Source organism: Sphingobacterium sp., assembly GCF_032065005.1.
In the GTDB taxonomy this organism is placed as follows: Bacteria; Bacteroidota; Bacteroidia; order Sphingobacteriales; family Sphingobacteriaceae; genus Sphingobacterium.
This window is the reverse complement of the sequence record NZ_DAMBMM010000014.1, coordinates 64,082-83,100: the sequence shown is the minus strand read 5'-3', so window position 1 is coordinate 83,100 and position 19,019 is coordinate 64,082. Positions and strand designations below refer to the sequence as shown.

The following is a 19,019-nucleotide window of genomic DNA, read 5'->3' as shown; positions in this document are numbered from 1 at the left end:
TAAGTACAATTGAAGAAACAATCCGTGTAACATTTTGTTTGCAACAAGCTGTTTTTACCAATTAACATTATCTTAATATGAGAACCTTAGTTTTGTATAAATTAATCCATTTGGTATGAACATTAAATTTTTCAATTTATTCCTCGCCTTATTTTTATTTGTAGGCTCAAGTTTTGCACAGAAACAACCGAAATACATTTTCTTTATGATTGGAGATGGTATGGGTTTGAACCAGGTTCAGGCAGCCGAAGTATACAAAAGCTCGCTAGCAGGTAAAAATTCAGTTTCCCCTACTGTTTTCAGTCAATTTCCATTTGCCACATTCGCAACATCCCATTCCTTATCGCATGGGGTAACGGATTCTGGTGCTGGTGGTACAGCACTGGCTGTAGGTTACAAGACTAAGAACGGAGTTATCGCCATGGACAGCGCAGGTGTGAAACCCTATAAGAGCATTGCCTACTTGGCGAAAGAAAAAGGAATGAAGGTTGGGATTACAACTTCAGTAAGTATCGACCATGCTACACCGGCTTCTTTCTTTGCAAACCAACCTGATCGCGACATGTATTATGAAATTGGCTTGGATATCATTAAGTCTAATTTTGACTTCTTTGCTGGATCAGGCTTCCTAAAGCCAACCACAAATGCCAAAAAAGAAGAAGTTGCTTCTATTTTCCCTCAACTGGAAAAAGCAGGCTATAAATTGCTTTATGGATTGGACGACTATAAAAAAGCCAATAAATCAGATAAACTGATCTTGATGAACAAAAAAGGAACGGACAATGTTTCCTTGAAATATGCTATCGATCAAAAACCAGGCGATTTGAACCTTGCAGAAATCACCTCAGCAGCGATCGAATCCTTAAGCCAAGGGGACAAAGGTTTCTTCCTGATGGTTGAAGGAGGAAAAATTGACTGGGCATGCCATTCCAATGACGGTGCTACCGCAGTTCACGAAGTTTGGGATTTCAACAACGCAGTTCAAAAAGCCTTTGAGTTCTACCAAAAACATCCAGAAGAAACCTTGATCATCGTAACGGCAGATCATGAGACCGGCGGTATCGGGGTTGGAAACGGAAGCTCTACCCTTCGTTTGAAAAACTTAGAAAACCAAAAGATTTCCCAAGAAGCACTTTCAGTTGCCATCAATGAATTCAGGACCAAGAATGCGAATGCATCTTGGGACCAACTTAAAGAATTTTTGGGTGAACAGCTTGGATTGTGGAAAGCTATCAAGGTAAGTGAAGACGATAATGAAAATCTTCATGAAGCTTACGAAAAAAGCTTTATTGAGCATAAAAATGAAACCAGTAAAAGTCTGTATGCAACAATCGATAAAATCGCTTCATTAGCGATCAAGGCCTTGAACAAAGCGTCATCGATTAGTTGGGCATCAGGAAGCCATTCGGCAGCCTATATCCCAGTGTATGCGATTGGGGTGGGTGCAGAAGCATTCCATCAGAAAATGGACAATGTAGATATCCCGAGAACGGTTTCTAAAGTTGCTGGTTGGCAACATCCATAATAAGTCAAAGAACTTTTTCAATCAATATGGGGGAGCTGATGCATTTCAGCTCCCTTTTTTATGGCTAATGGAGCTGTTCTTTATGCAGTGATTTCAGGCTGCAATTTCTTGTTCATGCCCATCGACTCCATCAAAAACATGAGTTTATTTGCCCTGATTTCACAATATTGCTGGGGATTGCCGTTGCTTCCATCAAATTGTTTGTAGAAAATAGTCCCTTGGATCCGCCACAGACTGCCCTTCTTACCTCGTTTTTTCATTTGATTGCACATCATATCTCCCCAAACCGCTATCCGATGCCATTGACTTTTTTCATATTGTTCGCCATTCTTCTTGACACCATACTCATTAGTTACCAAGGAAATAAAGCAATATGGAATCCCACTGCTGCTGACCTTGACCTCTGCTTCCTGACCTAACCTGCCCAATAGTTGTACTGAATTTTTTATCGTGCTCATGGATATTTCAATTTTTGATATTTATTTTCTTATTAATAAATTAACTTAGCTAAGTAACTGGTACAAAATTGACGAAGGGCAGCAAGTTTATTCGTATTTCAAACAGTTAAAAACGACAGTAGTCGGTTTTAAACGATTAAAATCATTTATGCCATGGGTATAAGAACATGTAAAGAATGTGAAGAGGTATTGCGCGGAAGGACTGACAAAAGATTTTGCAACGATGGATGCAGAAACGCCTATAATAACAGGGAGAATAGTAAGGATAGCGACCTATTGAAGAAAATCAACAACCAGCTCCGCAAGAACAGAAAGATCCTGAGGGTATTACTTGCTGAGGAGAAAATGCTCAAAACGAACAAAGGTAAACTCCTCACGGAAGGTTTCTCCTTGAAATACCATACCCATAGGATAATCACTTCAAAGGGTCAGGAGTATATATTCTGTTATGAATATGGCTATCTGGACCTCGGAAATGATTTCATATTAATTGTCAAGAGCAAGGAAAAGAAACGGGAGATAAATCCATTGGTTTAGGTTGGAAAAACTTAACCACAAAAAAGCACTTGTAACCCTTACAAGTGCCTTTACTTCATAATAAATATATTTATACCGGAACTTCCATTAATAGGAATTCAGCATTGGTATCCGCTTTAATCTTGACATCCTGTGCACCTGCAATACCAAGTCCATCCCTACTCTGCAGCTTCTGTCCTTCCACATCGATCTCTCCATTCAGCACAAAAATATATAAACCATGATCTGGTTTTTTCATGATATATTGGCGTGCAAAGCCAGCGTCAAAATCAGCGATATGAAACCATGCATCTTGATGGATCCACACTCCTGCATCATCAGGATCAGGGGAAAGGATCTGTAAGAAATTATTCTTTGCAGCATTAAAGTCGATGCTCTGTTGATCGTAACGTGGTTCTACATCTTGCTTATTTGGAATAACCCAGATCTGAAGGAATTTAACCGGATCAGTCTTGCTGTTATTATATTCGCTATGTTCAATGCCGGTACCTGCACTCATCACCTGAATGTCCCCTTTCTTGATGACTGAGCCCGTACCCATGCTGTCATTATGTGCCAATTCACCTTCCAATGGAATGGAAATTATTTCCATGTTGCTATGGGGATGTTTTCCAAAGCCCATTCCTGCCGCTACATTGTCATCATTCAACACACGTAACGCGCCGAAGTTCATTCTTTCGGCGTTCATATAGCCTCCAAAACTGAACGTATGATTAGATTTCAACCATCCATGATCTGCATGTCCACGGGAGTCCGCTGGGTGATAAAAAAATTTTGCCATGATATTCTCCTCCTTTAATAATTAACACAAAGTTCAGGGATTAAGTTTTGTTGTGCATTGACATAGGGTAAGAAATCAGGTGGAAAGCAAACCTTCATCCCGAAAGCTATAATAGCTCTCATCTGTAATGATTAGATGGTCGTGGACATGGATGTCCATCAATTTGGCCGCTTGTGCTATTTTCTTGGTCAGGGTCCTATCGGCATCACTAGGCCTTAGGGTTCCTGAGGGATGATTATGAGCTAGGATAATGGAATTGGCCTTGTTCATAAGGGCAAACCTGAGGATGATCCGAACGTCCACTGGGGTAAAGTCGTTGCCTCCCCTGCCGATGAGCTGTTTGTCCAAGACCTTGCAACTGGTATTCAGGAAAATTACCCAAAATTCTTCATGGCTTAGGTCTTCCAATAGATGTTTTAAAAATTCATAGGCTTTTTTGCTGCTATTGAGGACAGGTTTTTCCTGTACCTCTGACTCTTGCCTTCTTCGACCAAGCTTCAGCGCCGCAATGATACTGATTGCCTTTGCTTCTCCAATCCCCTTAAACTGACAAAGCTCCTTGACATCCATTTTGCTCAGCCTAAATAAGTCGTTGCTGACCGAACTAAGGAGTCTTTTGCAGAGTTCAACTGCTGTTTCGTGTCTTGAACCGGAACCAATCAGGATGGCAAGGAGTTCGGCATCGGTTACTGCCCTTCTACCCTGTTCCAGTAGTTTTTCGCGCGGTCTGTCCGATTCTGCCCAATCCCGAATGACTAATTTTTGCATATATATTTTAGAAATTTTATTTCTTTAAAGTAAATATAGGGATTGTAAACGACAGCTTAAAAACTGGGATTCAACATCTTAATGTACAATCTTTAGAATTTACGCAGAAACCTTATCTTTGTAGGCTATTACAACATTAAGGACAGAAATAATGAGCAAAGCGATTATCAAAACAGAAAAAGGCGACATGACTGTGCAGTTTTACACAGAAGATGCTCCAAATACAGTAGCGAACTTCATTAAGTTAGCTAAATCAGGATATTATGATGGTTTAACATTTCACAGAGTTATTCCTGATTTCGTAATTCAAGGCGGATGTCCTAATACACGCGAAGGTGCAACAGGAATGCCTGGTACAGGTGGTCCGGGATACAAGATCGATTGTGAATTGGACGGTGAGAACCAATACCATGACCGTGGTGTTCTTTCGATGGCACACGCCGGAAGAAACACTGGGGGATCCCAATTCTTCATCTGCCACAGCCGTAACAATACTGCTCACCTAGACCGCAACCACACTTGTTTTGGAAAAGTAATCGAGAACGTTGATGTTGTTGATGATATCCGTCAAGGTGATCGTATTTTAGGAGTAGAAATTATTGAAGATTAATTCTTATATAAGAAGCAAAAAATGAATTTAAGAGGATTAGTGTCAGTTACTGGCAAACCAGGATTATTTAAATTGATCGGTCAAAACAAAGGTGGATTCGTTCTTGAATCGCTAGATGGCAGCAAAATCAAATCGGTAGTGAATCTATCGACCACCAAAATGGCTACGCTAGAAGATATCACTATTTATGGTGAGGACGAGGAAATCCGTTTATTGGACGTGTTTGAGACCATCAAATCAAACGGAGGCAACACGCCAGATGTAAAAGCTGACGGGAACACTTTGCGTGAATATTTTAGAGAGGTAGCTCCTAATCATGACGAAGCAAGAGTTTACTCTTCTGATATCAAAAAGATCATTACTTGGTACAATATCATCAAAGAACTTCCTTTGTTTGAAGAAGAAGCTCCAGAGCCTCTAGCATAAATTGACCAACATATAAAAAAACCTATCCTAGATATTTTTTAGGATAGGTTTTTTTATATCCTTATATTTAAGAATTGGTGATTTTCATCTATTACATTCAAGTAAATTCCATAAATATGAGCAGCGAAAAATCCATTTCTTCTACCAATCTGAACCAAACCTATCAGGAATTCTGGCATTGGTTCGAAGCCCGAGCTAAGGAATTCTATCAAGTCATCAAATCGGGAAAGGATGTTGAAGAGAAGTTTATCAACATCTTTGCGCCTGAGTTGGATAGAGTGGAACCAAAAGTGTTTTTCTTGGTGGGAATGGATAAGGATAAAAAGGCCGAACTGGTTTTTACCCCTGATGGCATCATCAAGAATGTGCTGTGGGCGGAAAAGATCGTAGAAGCTGCCCCCGACATCGAAAACTGGAAATTTACGGCCCTGAAACCCGAATCCAACAATGAGGATTTTGCGATCAGGATGCATGACCTACATTTTGATAAGGAGAACATAAAGTTCTATCCCATCCTTCACGATAATTATCCCGACAAAATAGATTTGATGTTTGTTTATGACCCTTATCATGAGGAATCTCGAGAAGAGATCCTGAATGGCATCTTTATTTTTCTGGACAACTACTTAGGCGAGGAAACCATGATCCAGTGCATTGATAAGATCGATGTTCGAGGTCCTCAAAACCTACAGGAGGAATTGATTCCCTTGAACAAATTAGTCGATTACATCAATTGGCGGGAGAAGGAGTTTGTAGAGAAGTACCAGGATGTAAGACATGATTCCAGCGATGACCGCTTCTCGGGATTTGAGGGAACGGTGGAAGGTGGGAAAACCATCTTGTCAACCATCAATACCTCGGTCTTAGACTGGGACCATAAAGCATCCCATCCATGGATTTTGGTGATCATGAATGCCTATGATTCGGAAACCGAAGCTGGCTTCCCAAGTCCGGAAACCTATGAGGACATCTCTAGGTTTGAAGAAGACCTGGAGGAAGAACTCCCTAGCAGGGACGGTTATATCTTCTTGGGGTCGGAGACTGTGGATGGATTGAGGGAAACTTTCATAGCCTGTAGGGAATTCCGCAAAGCCACGGAGGTCATGGAACGTTTGCTGATCAAATATCAGGACCAACTCAATCTTTCATTCGATTTCTTCAAGGACAAATATTGGCAGTCCTTTGAGCGTTATAAAATGGATTAATCCAAAATATGGTACCATGAACACATTCTCCATCCGTCGATATCAGCCCATTGATTTCCAAGAGGTCATCGGGGTTTTCAACAGCAATGTTCCGGATTTCTTTGATCCCAGCGAGACGCAGGACCTCTTCCATTATCTGGAACAAGAGATAGAAGATTATTTTGTTGTTATTAAAGATGCCCAAATAGTAGGTGCTGGAGGGATCAATTACGATGAAGATCAAATCACGGCACGTCTAAGTTGGGATTTCCTAGATAAGACCCTGGTGCAAAATGGAGCAGGGACTTTGTTGACCCAACACCGTATCCTGCATGTTCAGCAAATGCCCCATATCCAAAGATTGATTGTAAGGACTTCACAAATGGCAGAGGGATTTTATCAAAAGATGGGCTTTCAGGTCAAAGAAAGAGTTCCCGATTATTGGGCTAAAGGTTTTGATATGGTCCTGATGGAATACCAAGGTTAGTGGTGTTGTAAAAAGGCAATTGTTTAGCCATAATTCATCTTTGCATACTTCTGGAGAAACTTTCTTCTATTTTCGTCCATCGATCACTAATGAGCTGTGTAACAAAAGATACAGAGCAACATAATTTTAATCTACACTTTTGTGCTATTCTTTGTAAGAAATAAAGAATGGCGTTCTTAAAAAATCACTCAATGGAAACAACTTTAGATCAGAACTTCTGGAATGAGCGTTGGGAAAACCAACAGACAGGTTGGGATATAGGCTATGCCTCTACTCCTATTGTAACCTTCATGGACAGTTATCCAAACAAGGATGCGAGAATATTGATCCCCGGTTGTGGAAATGCCTATGAAGCTGCCTACCTCTTGGAACAAGGTTTCACTGATGTGACCTTGATCGATATTGCCCCAAAGGCTATTGAAAAGGTACGGGAAAGATTTAAGGATCAAGCAAACATCGAGATCATATTAGGGGATTTCTTTGAACATGAAGGCGAGTATGACCTGATGTTAGAACAAACATTTTTCTGTGCATTGGAGCCAAAGCTTCGTCCGGATTATGTAAAGAAAGCACATTCCCTATTAGCATCTGAAGGAAAGATTGCAGGAGTTTTATTTGGAATTGAATTCGAAAAGCAAGGTCCTCCATTTGGTGGATCGGCGGAAGAGTATAGCAAGCTTTTTGAACCTTATTTCAAAATTGAGAAAATGGAACTTTGCTACAATAGCATTGCGCCAAGAAAAGGATCGGAATTATTTATAAAATTGGAGAGAAAAAATGGATAAAGTTAAGATTTATTTGTCCCAATGGAATGTGATGCGGGTATTGCGATTGGTTATGGGTATCCTCATTATTATCCAAGGGGTTAAAGCAGAGATGTGGCTTATTGCTGGCTTAGGCGTACTATTTACGATTTTACCCTTGATGAATATCGGGGGATGTTCGGTAAATGGCTCTTGCCAAGTACCACCAAGAGAAAGAAGATAGGGATCTTCAAAATTAAAATAGCAAGGTATAATTAATAATAGTTAGTGATAAATGGCTCAGGTCCCCAACCTGGGCCATCACTTTTTACTGAGCTTTAGCTTTCTATTTTTTTTACCTAGCTTTGTAAGTATCACATGATGACGAAGATAGTTTACATAATCTGTTTCACACTCCTTGCCTTGATTAGCCCAAAGCTTACAATTGCTTGTTCGGAACATCAGGAAAAGATGGCTGTGGAGACAAGTTGTGAAACTGACCAACATCATGCTGCTAATGAGCATAGCTGTTGCGACCCTGAAGCTCAAGATCAACCTGAGAGCAATAAAGACAACAGTAACTGTGGCGATAGCACCTGCTGCTGTCCGATGATGGCAAACCATAGCTGTTGCCTCTATTCCAACACATCATTTGAATTTCATTTCCATATCCCTACACATAGGGAAAAGATATCTACATTATTGGTTTTTCAAGAAACCACTGGATATTCTTCGATTTTCATCCCTCCCAAAATAGTTTAATACAAGCTACAAAACCCTATTGGTTTTAAAATTTAGTGGCAAATCAAGGTTTGCCCGGTTATTTATATGTATTAAAAAATTATAAGATGAAAAAGATATCCTTAATCTTAGGCCTTATCCTGGGCTTAGGTATAAATGCTAGTATAGCTCAAATCAAGAATGCAAAAACAGTAACGGTAGCCGTGAATGGTAATTGCGGAATGTGCAAAAAGACTATTGAATCGAATGGTTCGGAAGGCAAAATCGCAAAAGTAAGTTGGGATACCAAACAGAAACAAGCCGAAATCACCTTTGATACAACAAAGACCAGTGAGGAAGCTGTTTTGAAGAAAATTGCTCAGGTGGGATATGACAATGCGCAATTCAGGGCACCAGACGATGTATATGCTAACCTGCACGAATGCTGCAGATACGAAAGAAACCATGAGGTCAAAGGTGGCCCACATGCTCAGATGAACCACAATGACATGCCTAAGGCAGCTGCTCAGCATGAGGATGCAGGTCAAGCTAAAGGGCTAACTCCTGTATTCCAAAATTATCTGAACCTGAAAGATGCATTGGTCGGCAGTGACCAGAAAAAAGCAGCTATTGCTGCCGAGAAGCTAAGCCAAAGCATTCAAAAAGTAGATATGAAAGCACTTGCTGATGCTGAACACCAGCAATGGATGAAAGTGAAGGGAAGCTTGGAAATAGCATCTACAGCGATTTCAAAGGATGGCAAATTGGAAAGCCAAAGAAATTCTTTTATGGCCCTTTCCAACCATATGTATGAATTGGCCAAAACCTCCAAATCAAGTCAAGGCCTTTATTGGCAATATTGCCCGATGGCAAACAACAATAAAGGTGCACATTGGCTTAGCAATGAGGAGGCAATTAAAAACCCTTATTACGGATCTAAAATGATGAGCTGCGGCGAGGTAAAGGAAAAAATCTAAAACCATTGCTGTAAATCTATTATTTAAACACGTAAGAGGTACTCATGAGAGAACAAATCAAATACATATTGATCTGCACGTTTTTGCTATGCTCAACAGTTGGGTTTTCCCAAAAAGTTGTGCGTTACGACCTGAATGTGACGGACAGTATGGTAAACTATGCAGGTAAGGACCGGAGGGCGGTGGCAGTGAATGGCATGATACCCATGCCTACATTGACCTTTACCGAAGGTGATACTGCAGAAATCCATGTACACAACAAACTCAAGGAAGGGACTTCCCTACATTGGCATGGCGTCTATTTACCGAACAAGGAAGATGGAGTTCCTTTTCTGACCCAGATGCCGATCGCCCCAAACAGCACATTTACCTATCGGTTTCCGATCATCCAAGACGGGACCCACTGGTACCATAGCCATTCCGGTATGCAAGAGCAGATCGGCATGTACGGCGCGATGATCCTGAAAAAAAGAACGGATGACCCCAATTTTAGAAAAGGGATAGATGACCTACCTGAAATCCCGGTTGTATTAAGCGAGTGGACCAATATGGATCCCGATAATGTACACCGAATGCTTCACAATGCCAACGACTGGTTTGCTATCAAGAAGAATGCAACCCAAAGTTATGCCGAAGCAATCAAAGAGGGACATTTCAAAACCAAGCTTACCAACGAATGGAAGCGCATGCTGGCCATGGATGTCAGTGATGTTTATTATGACCGTTTTTTGTTGAATGGAACATCAGAGCAGACTTATTCGCAGTTCAAAGCTGGGGATAAGGTAAGGCTGAGGGTAATCAATGCCGGTGCTTCCTCATATTTCTGGCTGACATATGCCGGTGGGAAGATTACAGTGGTAGCCAATGATGGCAATGATGTAGAACCAGTCGAAGTCGACCGTTTGATTGTCGGAGTCTCGGAAACCTATGATGTCGTTGTGACCATTCCAGAAGATGGCTTCGCCTATGAATTTATGGCAACTCCTGAAGACAGGACCAATCATGTTTCCATGTATTTAGGGTCAGGTGTCAAGCAATTGGTCAGTCCTTTACCGAAGTTGAAATACTTCGAAGGAATGAAGATGATGAACGACATGATGAAAATGAATGGCGACCTGGACGATATGGGGATGAAGATGAGCCTGCAAAAAATGGACATGAATACTGTCATGTATCCTGAGATCCAAGATCAGAAAGGACATCAAGATCATCAAAACCATGGAGCCCAGGACAGCTCTTCCCACAAGAAGGAAGACCATTCCATGCATGATATGGGAAATAAGGAGGAACAAGCAACCGGGCATGACCATTCCAAAATGGAAACTATGGACCATAGCCAACATGCTAGTTCCGATATCGTGACCTTAAACTACGGTATGCTTCGATCTCCAACGAAGACAACCCTGCCAAAGGACGCCCCAATTAGGGAAATGAAGTTTGAGTTGACAGGCAATATGAACCGATATGTTTGGAGCATGGACAATAAGGTTCTTGCCGAAAGTGACAAAATCCTCATTAAGGAAGGCGAAATCCTTAGGATCATCCTGTACAACAATTCAATGATGCGACACCCCATGCACCTGCATGGACATGACTTTAGGGTAATCAATGGTCAGGGAGATTATGCGCCATTAAAGAATGTCTTGGACATTATGCCTATGGAAACAGACACCATTGAGTTCTTATCCAATGTGGAAGGGGATTGGTTCTTCCATTGTCATATCCTTTACCATATGATGGCTGGGATGAACCGCGTGTTCAGCACCGAAGATCAACAGCCAAATCCATATCTGCCCAATAAAGAATGGGCATATCGCGAATTGCAGAAAGAAAGCAACATGAAGCATTTCATGATTCAAAATGACTTTGCGACCAATGGAAACGATGGTGAATTGATGTTGCACAACACCCGCTATAGCCTCACTACCGAATGGCGATTAGGCTATTCTGATATGCATGGCTATGAGGTCGAAACCCATCTAGGCCGATACATCGGAAAGATGCAGTGGTTCATGCCTTTTATCGGTTTTGACTATCGCTATAGGCGAATGGACAAACATGGTCCAGAAAAGAATATCTTCGGACAGCGGAACAGCAAAAACGAAAGAGCTTTACTCTCTGCCGGTTTTACCTATATGCTGCCTATGTTGGTGAGATTCCAAGCCGAAGTGTACCATGATGGAAATGTCCGATTGCAATTGATGCGTGAAGACATACCAGTAACCAAAAGACTAAGAGCCGGAGTGATGGTCAACTCCGATCTAGAATATATGGGTGACCTTCGATATATCCTGACCAAGAACCTAGGAATCCGAACCCATTATGATTCGGATATGGGATTTGGAGTAGGATTGTCGGTTAACTATTAAAAGCAACAAGGGTAGAACAACATGTTCTACCCTTGTTTATTTATCGATGGAAATATTAATCTTCCAGGTAACCGAATTTGCCAGTTTGAAAATCACGGAACGCCTGTTTGATCTCATCCTCGGTATTCATGACAAATGGACCATAAGCAGCGATCGGCTCATTGATCGGTTCACCACTCAACACCAAGACTAAAGCATCGTCTGTAGCTTCCAACTCAATCTTTTCACCCTTATTTTCAAACAAAACAAAATGATCGGTTGCAACATCCTGCCCATTGACCTTTACAGAGCCTTCCAGAACTAACAATCCAGTATTAAAGTTCTCTGGGAACTCAAAATCTACCTTAGCCGTAGCCTTCAACTTAGCATTGAACAAATTCACCGGCGAAAAGGTACTCGCAACACCCTTGGTTCCTTGGTATTCACCTGCCACAATTTCAATATATCCTAATCCACCATCTATATCCACTTTGGGGATGTTTTTATTTTCCAAAGCCTGATATTTTGGTGTCGACATCTTATGAGCTGCCGGCAGGTTTACCCACAACTGCACCATTTGGAATTCACCACCATTTTTGCTCCATTCCGATTCATGGAATTCTTTATGCAATACACCCGAAGCAGCAGTCATCCATTGCACATCACCCTCACCGATAATTCCACCACCGCCACTGCTGTCCGCATGCTCTACCCTGCCCTTATAGGCTAAGGTCACCGTTTCAAATCCACGGTGTGGATGCACTCCTACCCCTTTTGGGATTTCACTCGCTGGAAAGTTATATTTTGAGTTATAATCAAATACAATAAATGGATCCATTCTCTGCATTGGAATAGCAGAAGGAATAAAACTATGCACTCTAAAACCATCCCCTACAAAATGTGGCAATCCAGGTTTAATAATCCTTTCAATTTGTTTTTCTTTCATGGTATTCTCCTTATTAGTAATACAAAGTTAACCCTTCCTTAACCGGAAAGCGTTGACCTATGGTAATAACTAACACAAAAAAATAAGGCCTTGCGAACAAGGCCTTTCCAAATAAAACTAAGAAATCTTTATAGGTTTTCTAACCTATTAAATTTGTCTTTTATAACCTGGCTTATCCATCGCTTTGTCCAGTGACATTTGCCCTGAACCTACGATCAAGAAATAGATAAGGAGTAAAAGTACCACTAGGGACAACCAAAATTCCGAATTCAAAAAGCTGAATCCATTCGTAATGTTCACAAAGAATACCGCCCCTATCAGGATGGGAATCTGTAGAGCTACCGCCAATCGGGTACAAAGTCCCAATGCGATGAATATCCCGCCAACTAGGTGGGCAAACACCACATAGTGAACTGCACTCCAAATGGATAATTGAAAATGTGTCTTCTCAATCAAAGTAGCGACTGAATCACGATCCATAATAAAGCTTATTCCTTTTGCAAAGATCAGAATCCCGAGAACAATCCTCATAAAATCGATCCATCTCGGATGATGGGCATCTCCCCAATGTTCAATGCGTTGAATTAGGTTCATAACAACCTCCTTTTTAACTGGTTATAAAACTAAAACGCAGATAAAGACCCTGATATTATGTAATTTATAATTTTTTGTAAAATAAATATCAAACCTCCCTTTTCCCTAAAATCAATAAGCCTCTCGAAACCTTACAGAAAACTAATTAATGGATTTATTGTTCATTAAGATAGAAAAGATATTTATGGCAAAATTTACCAAGTATTTCATTAAAAGAATAGATAGCCCCTTTTGGGCTTTTGCGATTCATGACGGACAGCAGATCGACCCTTTTATTGACCCATATATCAATCTCAATGAAAGTGAAAGACTGCGTGAGGAGGATCCATTTACAGCTGTAATGGCTGAATTACCTATGAATCAATTTATCGTCGGCTCCTCAAGGTTCCAACTGGACCTCAACCGAAAGATTGAAGATTCGGTATATCTGCGTCCCGATCAAGCCTGGGGACTGCAGGTCTGGAAAGACAGCCTTCCCGAAAATATTGTTACAGAACTCTACCTAGACCATAAAAACATCTATCAAGAAATTGAAGAACAGATCCAAGAGACCATCGACCAATTTGGCTATTTTGTAGTGTATGATATCCATAGCTATAATGCCAAGCGCAATGGATCTGAGGAAGAAGTTGACACCGAGATCAATCCGCAAATCAATCTTGGAACAGCCTATGTCGATCCAAAGTGGCAACCCCTGATTGATCAGTTAATGGGTTTCATCAGCAAGGATAGCTTGTACGATGGACCGATTGATATTCGAGAAAACATTAAATTTAAGGGAGGATACTTATCCCAGTTGATCAACAAAAAATTCGGAGCATATGGCTGCGTGCTATCCATCGAATTCCGAAAGGATTTTATGGACGAGTGGACCGGTGCTCCTGACCTCCCAAGGGTAGTCTCCTGCAAACAACTTCTAATGAATTCAATCCAGGTCTTAAAACAGTACTTTAAAAATGATTCAAGATAAGAACAAACCCCTTTTAAGAATCTTAAACGCAATCAATCAGCGGAATGCAATCCATTATCAGATTCCCAACGTAGGCAAGTTCATCTTCAACAAAATTGTTCCCTATATCTTTATTTACAGAGTGCCCAGTGCAGAAAAGAGGGATAAGATGTTGGTGGATCTCGCCAAAACGGAAAATGCCAGCATAGTCTGTCGGTCCAAGGAATTTGATCTTGAGGAATGGATAAAACCTATTTCCCAGCGGCTGGCTGAAGAGTTTGGTGCATGTCTTTTAGTGGAGGCATGGACTGCTGAACCCGGACAGAAGGAGGATATCATGGTGCATGTGGGGCAAAAGGATATGCTTCCACTGGCGGAATATTTTCAAAAGAACATCAAAAAGGAAGCCCGAGAAATCAATGTCTCCCTAGCGAAAGACCTCAATATACCCCAACCTTTGGATGTTTCGGCACTGTTCAGCAAGAAAGAATTACAGAACAAACAGATTCTCTATATGGGGCTTTCCATTAAGCAGAACTATATCGAGGATGAAGATCAGGTCTTACCGATCCTGATGCGCCTATATCGCGAAACTCTAGCGAAGTCCCTTTCCCGATTATTCTTTGAGTTCCTGCGCGTCTACACCCATCTCAATGCCACAGCACAAAGGCTCAACTTCCATCAGGAATTAACGCCATTGATGATCGATATCGATAAATCATTGGCCCAGGAGAGTACCAAATTCGACTTTCTCTTGATGGTAACTCCATTGAATGCGCATGAAGCCTGGTTACAGTTCAAAAAAGACAAATTCTGGAAAACACCCAAGTTCCTCTACAGGCCCATGCACATTGACCCCGACTTGGTCAAGCGTAGACTCTACAATCTTCGAATAGAAGATATTTACGATCCTACCATGGCCTATATCTTCAGGGATAAGCGGACCGAATTGGACTCCATGGTCAGCATGATTGCCGATCGTGGCAAGGAAGACTTCCTACACGGCAGTCTACAGGTCTTTGGCAACGTCTCAGAGAAACTATATAAGTCAGCAATGGCCATCTTAATGGTCACGGAACCCGAAGAACCGATCAAAAAAAGCGATGATTATATCGGTGCAAATGAATTCGCAAAACTGGCAAGGGATGAAATCAAGTTTTTACAGAGGCAGAACCAGGAATTCAACAGCCCTGTCCGTGTCCGTGAGGATATCTCTGGCGTGATGGTCAACCGTGGTGTGCTGAACATCAGCAAGGAATATAGACTGACCCGCAAGCGGGCTGAAGCCCTGATCCAACACGAGATCGGAACCCATGTGGTTACTTATTTCAATGGGCGACAACAACCGTTGAGCATCTTCAGCCTAGGTGTCCCCGGCTATGAAGAACTGCAGGAAGGACTTGCCGTACTAGCGGAATACATCGTAGGCGGATTGAACAATGACCGTCTCCGCATCATTGCAGCACGTGTTATTGCCGTGCAGAACATGCTTTTGGGCAATTCATTTATCGATACCTTCAACATGCTCGTCGAGCAATATAGTTTTCAGCCGGAAACAGCCTTTCAGATCGTCATGCGCGTATATCGGGGCGGCGGCCTAACCAAGGACGCCCTTTACCTGAAAGGGATTATGGAACTGCTGAATTACCTGAAGGATGGCAACAATGTACACCTGCTGATGATGGGGAAAATCCGAAAGGATTACCTGCCCATTATCAAGGATCTCCTTCAAAAGGAAATCTTGATCCCCCCTGCTATCACACCACGCTACCTCTTCCCAGAGTTCAGTCCACAATGGAAGGACGTCAAAAGGAAAGGCAGCATATTTAAATTAATTCAATAAGAAAATTTTTTCAACAACATATATGAAAATAGCGATCTTAATCAACCAGTCTCACAAAGAAGAGGAAAAATTCACGACGACCATGCTGGCCCTCAAAGCCCTTGAAAGAGGACATTCCGTTCTTTACATAGGCTTGGCCGATTTTGTTTATGAAGATGAACAGACCGTCTTGGCGCATTGCCGTGTCATTAAACCCGAACATGGCCTTAGCAATGGAGCAGATTTTGTAAAACACCTGAAAGATGCTGAAAAGACCTTGGTCGATTTAGGCGAGATCGATGTCCTTTGGCTTAGGTTTGACCCTACCCTGGACATGCTCAATAGACCTTGGGCCGCAGCAGCAGGAATCCAATTTGCACAGATTGTCAAAAGGAATGGTCGCTATGTTATCAATGACCCTGATTATTTGGTCCAAGCGAACAACAAACTCTATTTGGAGAATTTTCCAAAATCCGTCCGTCCAAAAACCTTGGTCACCAGAAACCATGACGATGTACTCCGATTCTTGGAGGAACAGAAGGATAAAATCATCCTTAAACCCTTGAAAGGTTCTGGAGGCAAAAATGTCTTTATGATCGACTATAAAGAACGTCAAAACCTAAAACAAACCGTAGAAGCCATTGCTAGGGATGGCTATGTCATCGCACAGGAATACCTTCCTGAAGCAAAAAAAGGCGATATTAGATTCTTTATGATGGATGGCGAACCCTTGATTGTCGATGGAAAGTATGCCTCAGTCAGGAGAGTCCAAAAAGAAGATGAAATCCGAAGCAATATCCACCAGGGTGCTAAACCAGAGGAGGCTATCATTGATGAAAACATCCTGAACCTTGTTGGAAAGGTATCCCAACAGCTTAAAGATGATAACATGTACCTAGTTGGTTTAGATATCGTAGGCGACAAGATCATGGAGGTGAATGTTTTCAGCCCAGGAGCTTTATATCATGCTTCACATATTTTAAAGAAAGACTTTGCAAATGCCATCATCATGGATTTAGAGAAAAAGGTCAAGGAATTTTACAAGAAATAATTGATGAAAAAGCTTGCTAAATGGAGCCTTTTACTGGTGGTCTTAACGACCATCAACAAAGCAGAGGCTTCACGGGTAGCTGTAAGGGATACCATTGAGGTGGATAGCGCATTTACAGACCTGCTGCTGCCAGAAAACCCTATTGGGATATCAGGAGCAGATGGAAGCATTTCAATAGATCTAGGCCAGGGAAAATCGCTCTTCATCTGGGGAGACTCTTTCCTTGGCCCTATCAAAGATAATATCAGGCAGCAGCCATCAAAGTTTATCTTAGGGAATACAGCAACGCTCATGAGCGGGGATTCCATCAGAAGCCTATATTCCGGAAATTTTGAACAGCCCAGTTCCTTTATTGATGTGAAGGAAGAAGAAAGAGGCAAATACTGGTATTGGCCAGGAGATGCTGTCATTTACAAGGAAAAGCTCCTGGTATTTATGGCCAAATACAGCAAGAAAGCTAACGAAAAAGGACCTTTTGCATTTCAATACGAAGGCTGTGATTTCCTATTACTGGACCCTGAGAACTATAACATTTTAGATCGTTCTCCATTTATTGCAGGCAGCAATCCCATTCATTATGGACATGCCATCCTCCGAAAAAATAATGTACTCTATATCTATGGTTCGAAAGCAGACAACAAAAACTTCAGGTCGGAATTGCATGTTATGCGAGCTCGCATAAAAGGGAACAGTTTAGAAAAATTAGAATATTGGAATGGTAGCAATTGGGTAAAAGAAGCTGATCAGAGCCAGGCCATTCAGGGCATAAACAGTATGGTTTCCGAGCAATTCAGTGTTCGGGAGCTTAATGGCAAGATTGTATTGCTCAACCAAGATCGCTATCAGGTACCTGGAAAGATCCTATCCTATACCGCTGATAATTTTCAAGGACCATTTGCACAGGAGAAACTTCTCTATCAGATCAATGAACCGGAACTTCAATCAGATAGCCTATTCACCTACAATGCCATGTTCCATCCTCAGATCAGGAGAAACAACAGCGTCTTGGTCAGTTATAATGTCAACACCTACAGAGAAAGACTATGGTGGAAGAAAGCGTCCGTTTACCGGCCAAGGTTTATCTGGATACCTATAGACAGCATCTTGAATTGATTATTTTTCAATAACCTTTTCCTCCTCAGTTAGTGGCGCGGGGGGGATTTCACTGACATTCCTTTCTATCTCCTTTAATTCTACATGAACGGCATACTCCGAAGGTTCAATACTGATGCCATGGAAAGTAGCAAACTCTCGGGTAAATATGGCGCCAAAATAAAGAATGGCGGCCGTATAGTACACCCATAACAAGATCAACACAATGGATGCTGCAGTACCATAGGTAGACTCCGTATCGGATGATTGTAGATAAAAACCTATTCCAAAACGACCTATAGCAAACAATATAGCCGTAAAAAAGGCACCTGCCTTTACAGGTCTCCAGCTGATGGTCACATCTGGTAGCACCTTAAAGATCACGGCAAAGAGGATAAAAGTAATACCGAAGGTCAATGCAAAATTGATTAAATCCATCACATAGACTGTCATATCCGGAAAAAACCGTAATAACCTATCTGTAAAGGCAAGGATAATACCGTTGACAACCAAGGTCACGACCAGTAAGAATCCCAATCCAATGATCAAGGAAGAAGAAAGCAGGCGGTCCATGATCATCTTTAGCCAACCCTTTTTGGGTTTAGCCTTGACATGCCAAATCTTATTGATGGAATTTTGCATATCCCCAAATACCGTTGTGGCACCGATGATCAAGGTCACGATACTGACGATCATGGCCAAATTGGATTTACCAGAAAGACTCAGGTTCTTGATGACGTCCTGTATCTGACGGGCAGCGGTCAGTCCTACCAGCTCATTCAACTCTGAAAACAACTTGCCTTTGATGGCATCCTCTCCATAAAAGATCCCTGCCAGGGAAATCATCAAAACCAATATGGGACCAAGGGAAAAAATCGTATAATACGCTAATGAAGCGCTGTATTTCATACTGTCCTCATTCATAAATCCCATGACAGTATTCTTTAATATCTGAAAAGTATCCTTAAAAAATCCTTTGCTTTCTTGTTTTTCCATAAATT

General features: G+C 41.5%; 21 protein-coding genes. 15 read left to right on the top strand and 6 right to left on the bottom strand.

Translation table 11 applies throughout. The features are described from left to right. The first annotated feature begins 115 nt into the window (after positions 1-115). On the top strand, positions 116-1,525 hold the full coding sequence (locus tag RT138_RS17565) for an alkaline phosphatase (RefSeq protein ID WP_313191695.1): 1,410 nt from the start codon (positions 116-118) through the stop codon (positions 1,523-1,525). Positions 1,526-1,605: 80 nt separating this feature from the next. On the opposite strand, the gene RT138_RS17560 is transcribed toward RT138_RS17565, so the two are convergent. Then, a complete protein-coding gene (locus RT138_RS17560) occupies positions 1,606-1,983 on the bottom strand; it encodes a single-stranded DNA-binding protein (protein WP_313191694.1) in 378 nt (125 codons plus the stop codon). Between the two features lie 153 nt (positions 1,984-2,136). Between RT138_RS17560 and RT138_RS17555 the strand changes: the two genes are divergently transcribed. Then, a complete protein-coding gene (locus tag RT138_RS17555; protein WP_313191693.1) occupies positions 2,137-2,520 on the top strand; it encodes a hypothetical protein in 384 nt (127 codons plus the stop codon). Positions 2,521-2,590: 70 nt separating this feature from the next. On the opposite strand, the gene RT138_RS17550 is transcribed toward RT138_RS17555, so the two are convergent. After that, positions 2,591-3,301, bottom strand: coding sequence for a pirin family protein (locus RT138_RS17550; RefSeq protein ID WP_313191692.1), 711 nt, complete (start codon positions 3,299-3,301; stop codon positions 2,591-2,593). Between the two features lie 75 nt (positions 3,302-3,376). Further along, complete coding sequence (gene radC / locus RT138_RS17545; protein WP_313191691.1) at positions 3,377-4,069, bottom strand: RadC family protein; 693 nt, start codon at positions 4,067-4,069, stop codon at positions 3,377-3,379. A gap of 151 nt (positions 4,070-4,220) precedes the next feature. On the opposite strand from radC, the gene RT138_RS17540 reads away from it, so the two are divergent. The 9 genes from RT138_RS17540 (at position 4,221) to RT138_RS17500 (ending at position 11,585) form a co-directional block, all read left to right on the top strand. After that, positions 4,221-4,679 (top strand): peptidylprolyl isomerase, encoded by a 459-nt coding sequence (locus RT138_RS17540; RefSeq protein WP_313191690.1) that lies wholly within the window; start codon positions 4,221-4,223, stop codon positions 4,677-4,679. 21 nt (positions 4,680-4,700) lie between these two features. Continuing rightward, complete coding sequence (locus RT138_RS17535; protein WP_185214252.1) at positions 4,701-5,105, top strand: DUF5606 domain-containing protein; 405 nt, start codon at positions 4,701-4,703, stop codon at positions 5,103-5,105. 116 nt (positions 5,106-5,221) lie between these two features. Next, positions 5,222-6,310 carry a DUF695 domain-containing protein gene (locus RT138_RS17530; RefSeq protein WP_313191689.1) on the top strand — a complete coding sequence of 363 codons (1,089 nt, stop codon included), beginning with the start codon at positions 5,222-5,224 and terminating at the stop codon, positions 6,308-6,310. 16 nt (positions 6,311-6,326) lie between these two features. Then, positions 6,327-6,776, top strand: a complete 450-nt coding sequence (locus tag RT138_RS17525; protein WP_313191688.1) for a GNAT family N-acetyltransferase — start codon at positions 6,327-6,329, stop codon at positions 6,774-6,776. Between the two features lie 191 nt (positions 6,777-6,967). Then, positions 6,968-7,561: a methyltransferase domain-containing protein gene (locus RT138_RS17520; RefSeq protein ID WP_313191687.1), complete on the top strand. Its 594-nt coding sequence runs from the start codon at positions 6,968-6,970 to the stop codon at positions 7,559-7,561. Next, positions 7,554-7,763 (top strand): hypothetical protein, encoded by a 210-nt coding sequence (locus RT138_RS17515; RefSeq protein WP_093098049.1) that lies wholly within the window; start codon positions 7,554-7,556, stop codon positions 7,761-7,763. Before RT138_RS17520 ends, RT138_RS17515 begins: the two co-directional genes overlap by 8 nt. A gap of 134 nt (positions 7,764-7,897) precedes the next feature. Next, positions 7,898-8,281, top strand: coding sequence for a hypothetical protein (locus RT138_RS17510; RefSeq protein ID WP_313191686.1), 384 nt, complete (start codon positions 7,898-7,900; stop codon positions 8,279-8,281). An 86-nt stretch (positions 8,282-8,367) separates the two neighbouring features. After that, on the top strand, positions 8,368-9,216 hold the full coding sequence (locus tag RT138_RS17505) for a DUF3347 domain-containing protein (protein WP_313191685.1): 849 nt from the start codon (positions 8,368-8,370) through the stop codon (positions 9,214-9,216). Positions 9,217-9,260: 44 nt separating this feature from the next. Next, on the top strand, positions 9,261-11,585 hold the full coding sequence (locus RT138_RS17500; RefSeq protein WP_313191684.1) for a multicopper oxidase domain-containing protein: 2,325 nt from the start codon (positions 9,261-9,263) through the stop codon (positions 11,583-11,585). Between the two features lie 55 nt (positions 11,586-11,640). On the opposite strand, the gene RT138_RS17495 is transcribed toward RT138_RS17500, so the two are convergent. Further along, on the bottom strand, positions 11,641-12,510 hold the full coding sequence (locus RT138_RS17495) for a pirin family protein (RefSeq protein WP_313191683.1): 870 nt from the start codon (positions 12,508-12,510) through the stop codon (positions 11,641-11,643). Positions 12,511-12,657: 147 nt separating this feature from the next. Further along, positions 12,658-13,104, bottom strand: coding sequence for a DoxX family protein (locus RT138_RS17490; protein WP_313191682.1), 447 nt, complete (start codon positions 13,102-13,104; stop codon positions 12,658-12,660). Positions 13,105-13,288: 184 nt separating this feature from the next. On the opposite strand from RT138_RS17490, the gene RT138_RS17485 reads away from it, so the two are divergent. Genes RT138_RS17485 through RT138_RS17470 form a run of 4 tightly spaced genes read left to right on the top strand, consistent with a single transcriptional unit; the run spans position 13,289 to position 18,039 of the window. Then, entirely contained in the window at positions 13,289-14,074 is a 786-nt protein-coding gene (locus RT138_RS17485) for an N-formylglutamate amidohydrolase (RefSeq protein ID WP_313191681.1), read from the top strand. After that, a complete protein-coding gene (locus tag RT138_RS17480; RefSeq protein ID WP_313191680.1) occupies positions 14,061-15,896 on the top strand; it encodes a tyrosine/phenylalanine carboxypeptidase domain-containing protein in 1,836 nt (611 codons plus the stop codon). The genes RT138_RS17485 and RT138_RS17480 overlap by 14 nt, the downstream gene beginning before the upstream one ends. Before the next feature lie 22 nt (positions 15,897-15,918). Beyond that, entirely contained in the window at positions 15,919-16,926 is a 1,008-nt protein-coding gene (locus RT138_RS17475) for a glutathione synthase (RefSeq protein ID WP_313191679.1), read from the top strand. A gap of 3 nt (positions 16,927-16,929) precedes the next feature. Beyond that, positions 16,930-18,039 (top strand): hypothetical protein, encoded by a 1,110-nt coding sequence (locus RT138_RS17470; protein ID WP_313191678.1) that lies wholly within the window; start codon positions 16,930-16,932, stop codon positions 18,037-18,039. Here RT138_RS17470 and RT138_RS17465 read toward each other — a convergent pair whose 3' ends face one another. Beyond that, positions 18,040-19,014 (bottom strand): YihY/virulence factor BrkB family protein, encoded by a 975-nt coding sequence (locus RT138_RS17465; protein ID WP_313191677.1) that lies wholly within the window; start codon positions 19,012-19,014, stop codon positions 18,040-18,042. Positions 19,015-19,019: the final 5 nt, after the last annotated feature.

Excerpts from the sequence above, each read along its gene's own strand:
- RT138_RS17565 (WP_313191695.1), top strand. The coding sequence starts at position 116 with ATGAACATTAAATTTTTCAATTTATTCCTCGCCTTATTTTTATTTGTA.
- RT138_RS17560 (WP_313191694.1), bottom strand. The coding sequence starts at position 1,983 with ATGAGCACGATAAAAAATTCAGTACAACTATTGGGCAGGTTAGGTCAG.
- RT138_RS17555 (WP_313191693.1), top strand. The coding sequence starts at position 2,137 with ATGGGTATAAGAACATGTAAAGAATGTGAAGAGGTATTGCGCGGAAGG.
- RT138_RS17550 (WP_313191692.1), bottom strand. The coding sequence starts at position 3,301 with ATGGCAAAATTTTTTTATCACCCAGCGGACTCCCGTGGACATGCAGAT.
- radC (WP_313191691.1), bottom strand. The coding sequence starts at position 4,069 with ATGCAAAAATTAGTCATTCGGGATTGGGCAGAATCGGACAGACCGCGC.
- RT138_RS17540 (WP_313191690.1), top strand. The coding sequence starts at position 4,221 with ATGAGCAAAGCGATTATCAAAACAGAAAAAGGCGACATGACTGTGCAG.
- RT138_RS17535 (WP_185214252.1), top strand. The coding sequence starts at position 4,701 with ATGAATTTAAGAGGATTAGTGTCAGTTACTGGCAAACCAGGATTATTT.
- RT138_RS17530 (WP_313191689.1), top strand. The coding sequence starts at position 5,222 with ATGAGCAGCGAAAAATCCATTTCTTCTACCAATCTGAACCAAACCTAT.
- RT138_RS17525 (WP_313191688.1), top strand. The coding sequence starts at position 6,327 with ATGAACACATTCTCCATCCGTCGATATCAGCCCATTGATTTCCAAGAG.
- RT138_RS17520 (WP_313191687.1), top strand. The coding sequence starts at position 6,968 with ATGGAAACAACTTTAGATCAGAACTTCTGGAATGAGCGTTGGGAAAAC.
- RT138_RS17515 (WP_093098049.1), top strand. The coding sequence starts at position 7,554 with ATGGATAAAGTTAAGATTTATTTGTCCCAATGGAATGTGATGCGGGTA.
- RT138_RS17510 (WP_313191686.1), top strand. The coding sequence starts at position 7,898 with ATGATGACGAAGATAGTTTACATAATCTGTTTCACACTCCTTGCCTTG.
- RT138_RS17505 (WP_313191685.1), top strand. The coding sequence starts at position 8,368 with ATGAAAAAGATATCCTTAATCTTAGGCCTTATCCTGGGCTTAGGTATA.
- RT138_RS17500 (WP_313191684.1), top strand. The coding sequence starts at position 9,261 with ATGAGAGAACAAATCAAATACATATTGATCTGCACGTTTTTGCTATGC.
- RT138_RS17495 (WP_313191683.1), bottom strand. The coding sequence starts at position 12,510 with ATGAAAGAAAAACAAATTGAAAGGATTATTAAACCTGGATTGCCACAT.
- RT138_RS17490 (WP_313191682.1), bottom strand. The coding sequence starts at position 13,104 with ATGAACCTAATTCAACGCATTGAACATTGGGGAGATGCCCATCATCCG.
- RT138_RS17485 (WP_313191681.1), top strand. The coding sequence starts at position 13,289 with ATGGCAAAATTTACCAAGTATTTCATTAAAAGAATAGATAGCCCCTTT.
- RT138_RS17480 (WP_313191680.1), top strand. The coding sequence starts at position 14,061 with ATGATTCAAGATAAGAACAAACCCCTTTTAAGAATCTTAAACGCAATC.
- RT138_RS17475 (WP_313191679.1), top strand. The coding sequence starts at position 15,919 with ATGAAAATAGCGATCTTAATCAACCAGTCTCACAAAGAAGAGGAAAAA.
- RT138_RS17470 (WP_313191678.1), top strand. The coding sequence starts at position 16,930 with ATGAAAAAGCTTGCTAAATGGAGCCTTTTACTGGTGGTCTTAACGACC.
- RT138_RS17465 (WP_313191677.1), bottom strand. The coding sequence starts at position 19,014 with ATGGAAAAACAAGAAAGCAAAGGATTTTTTAAGGATACTTTTCAGATA.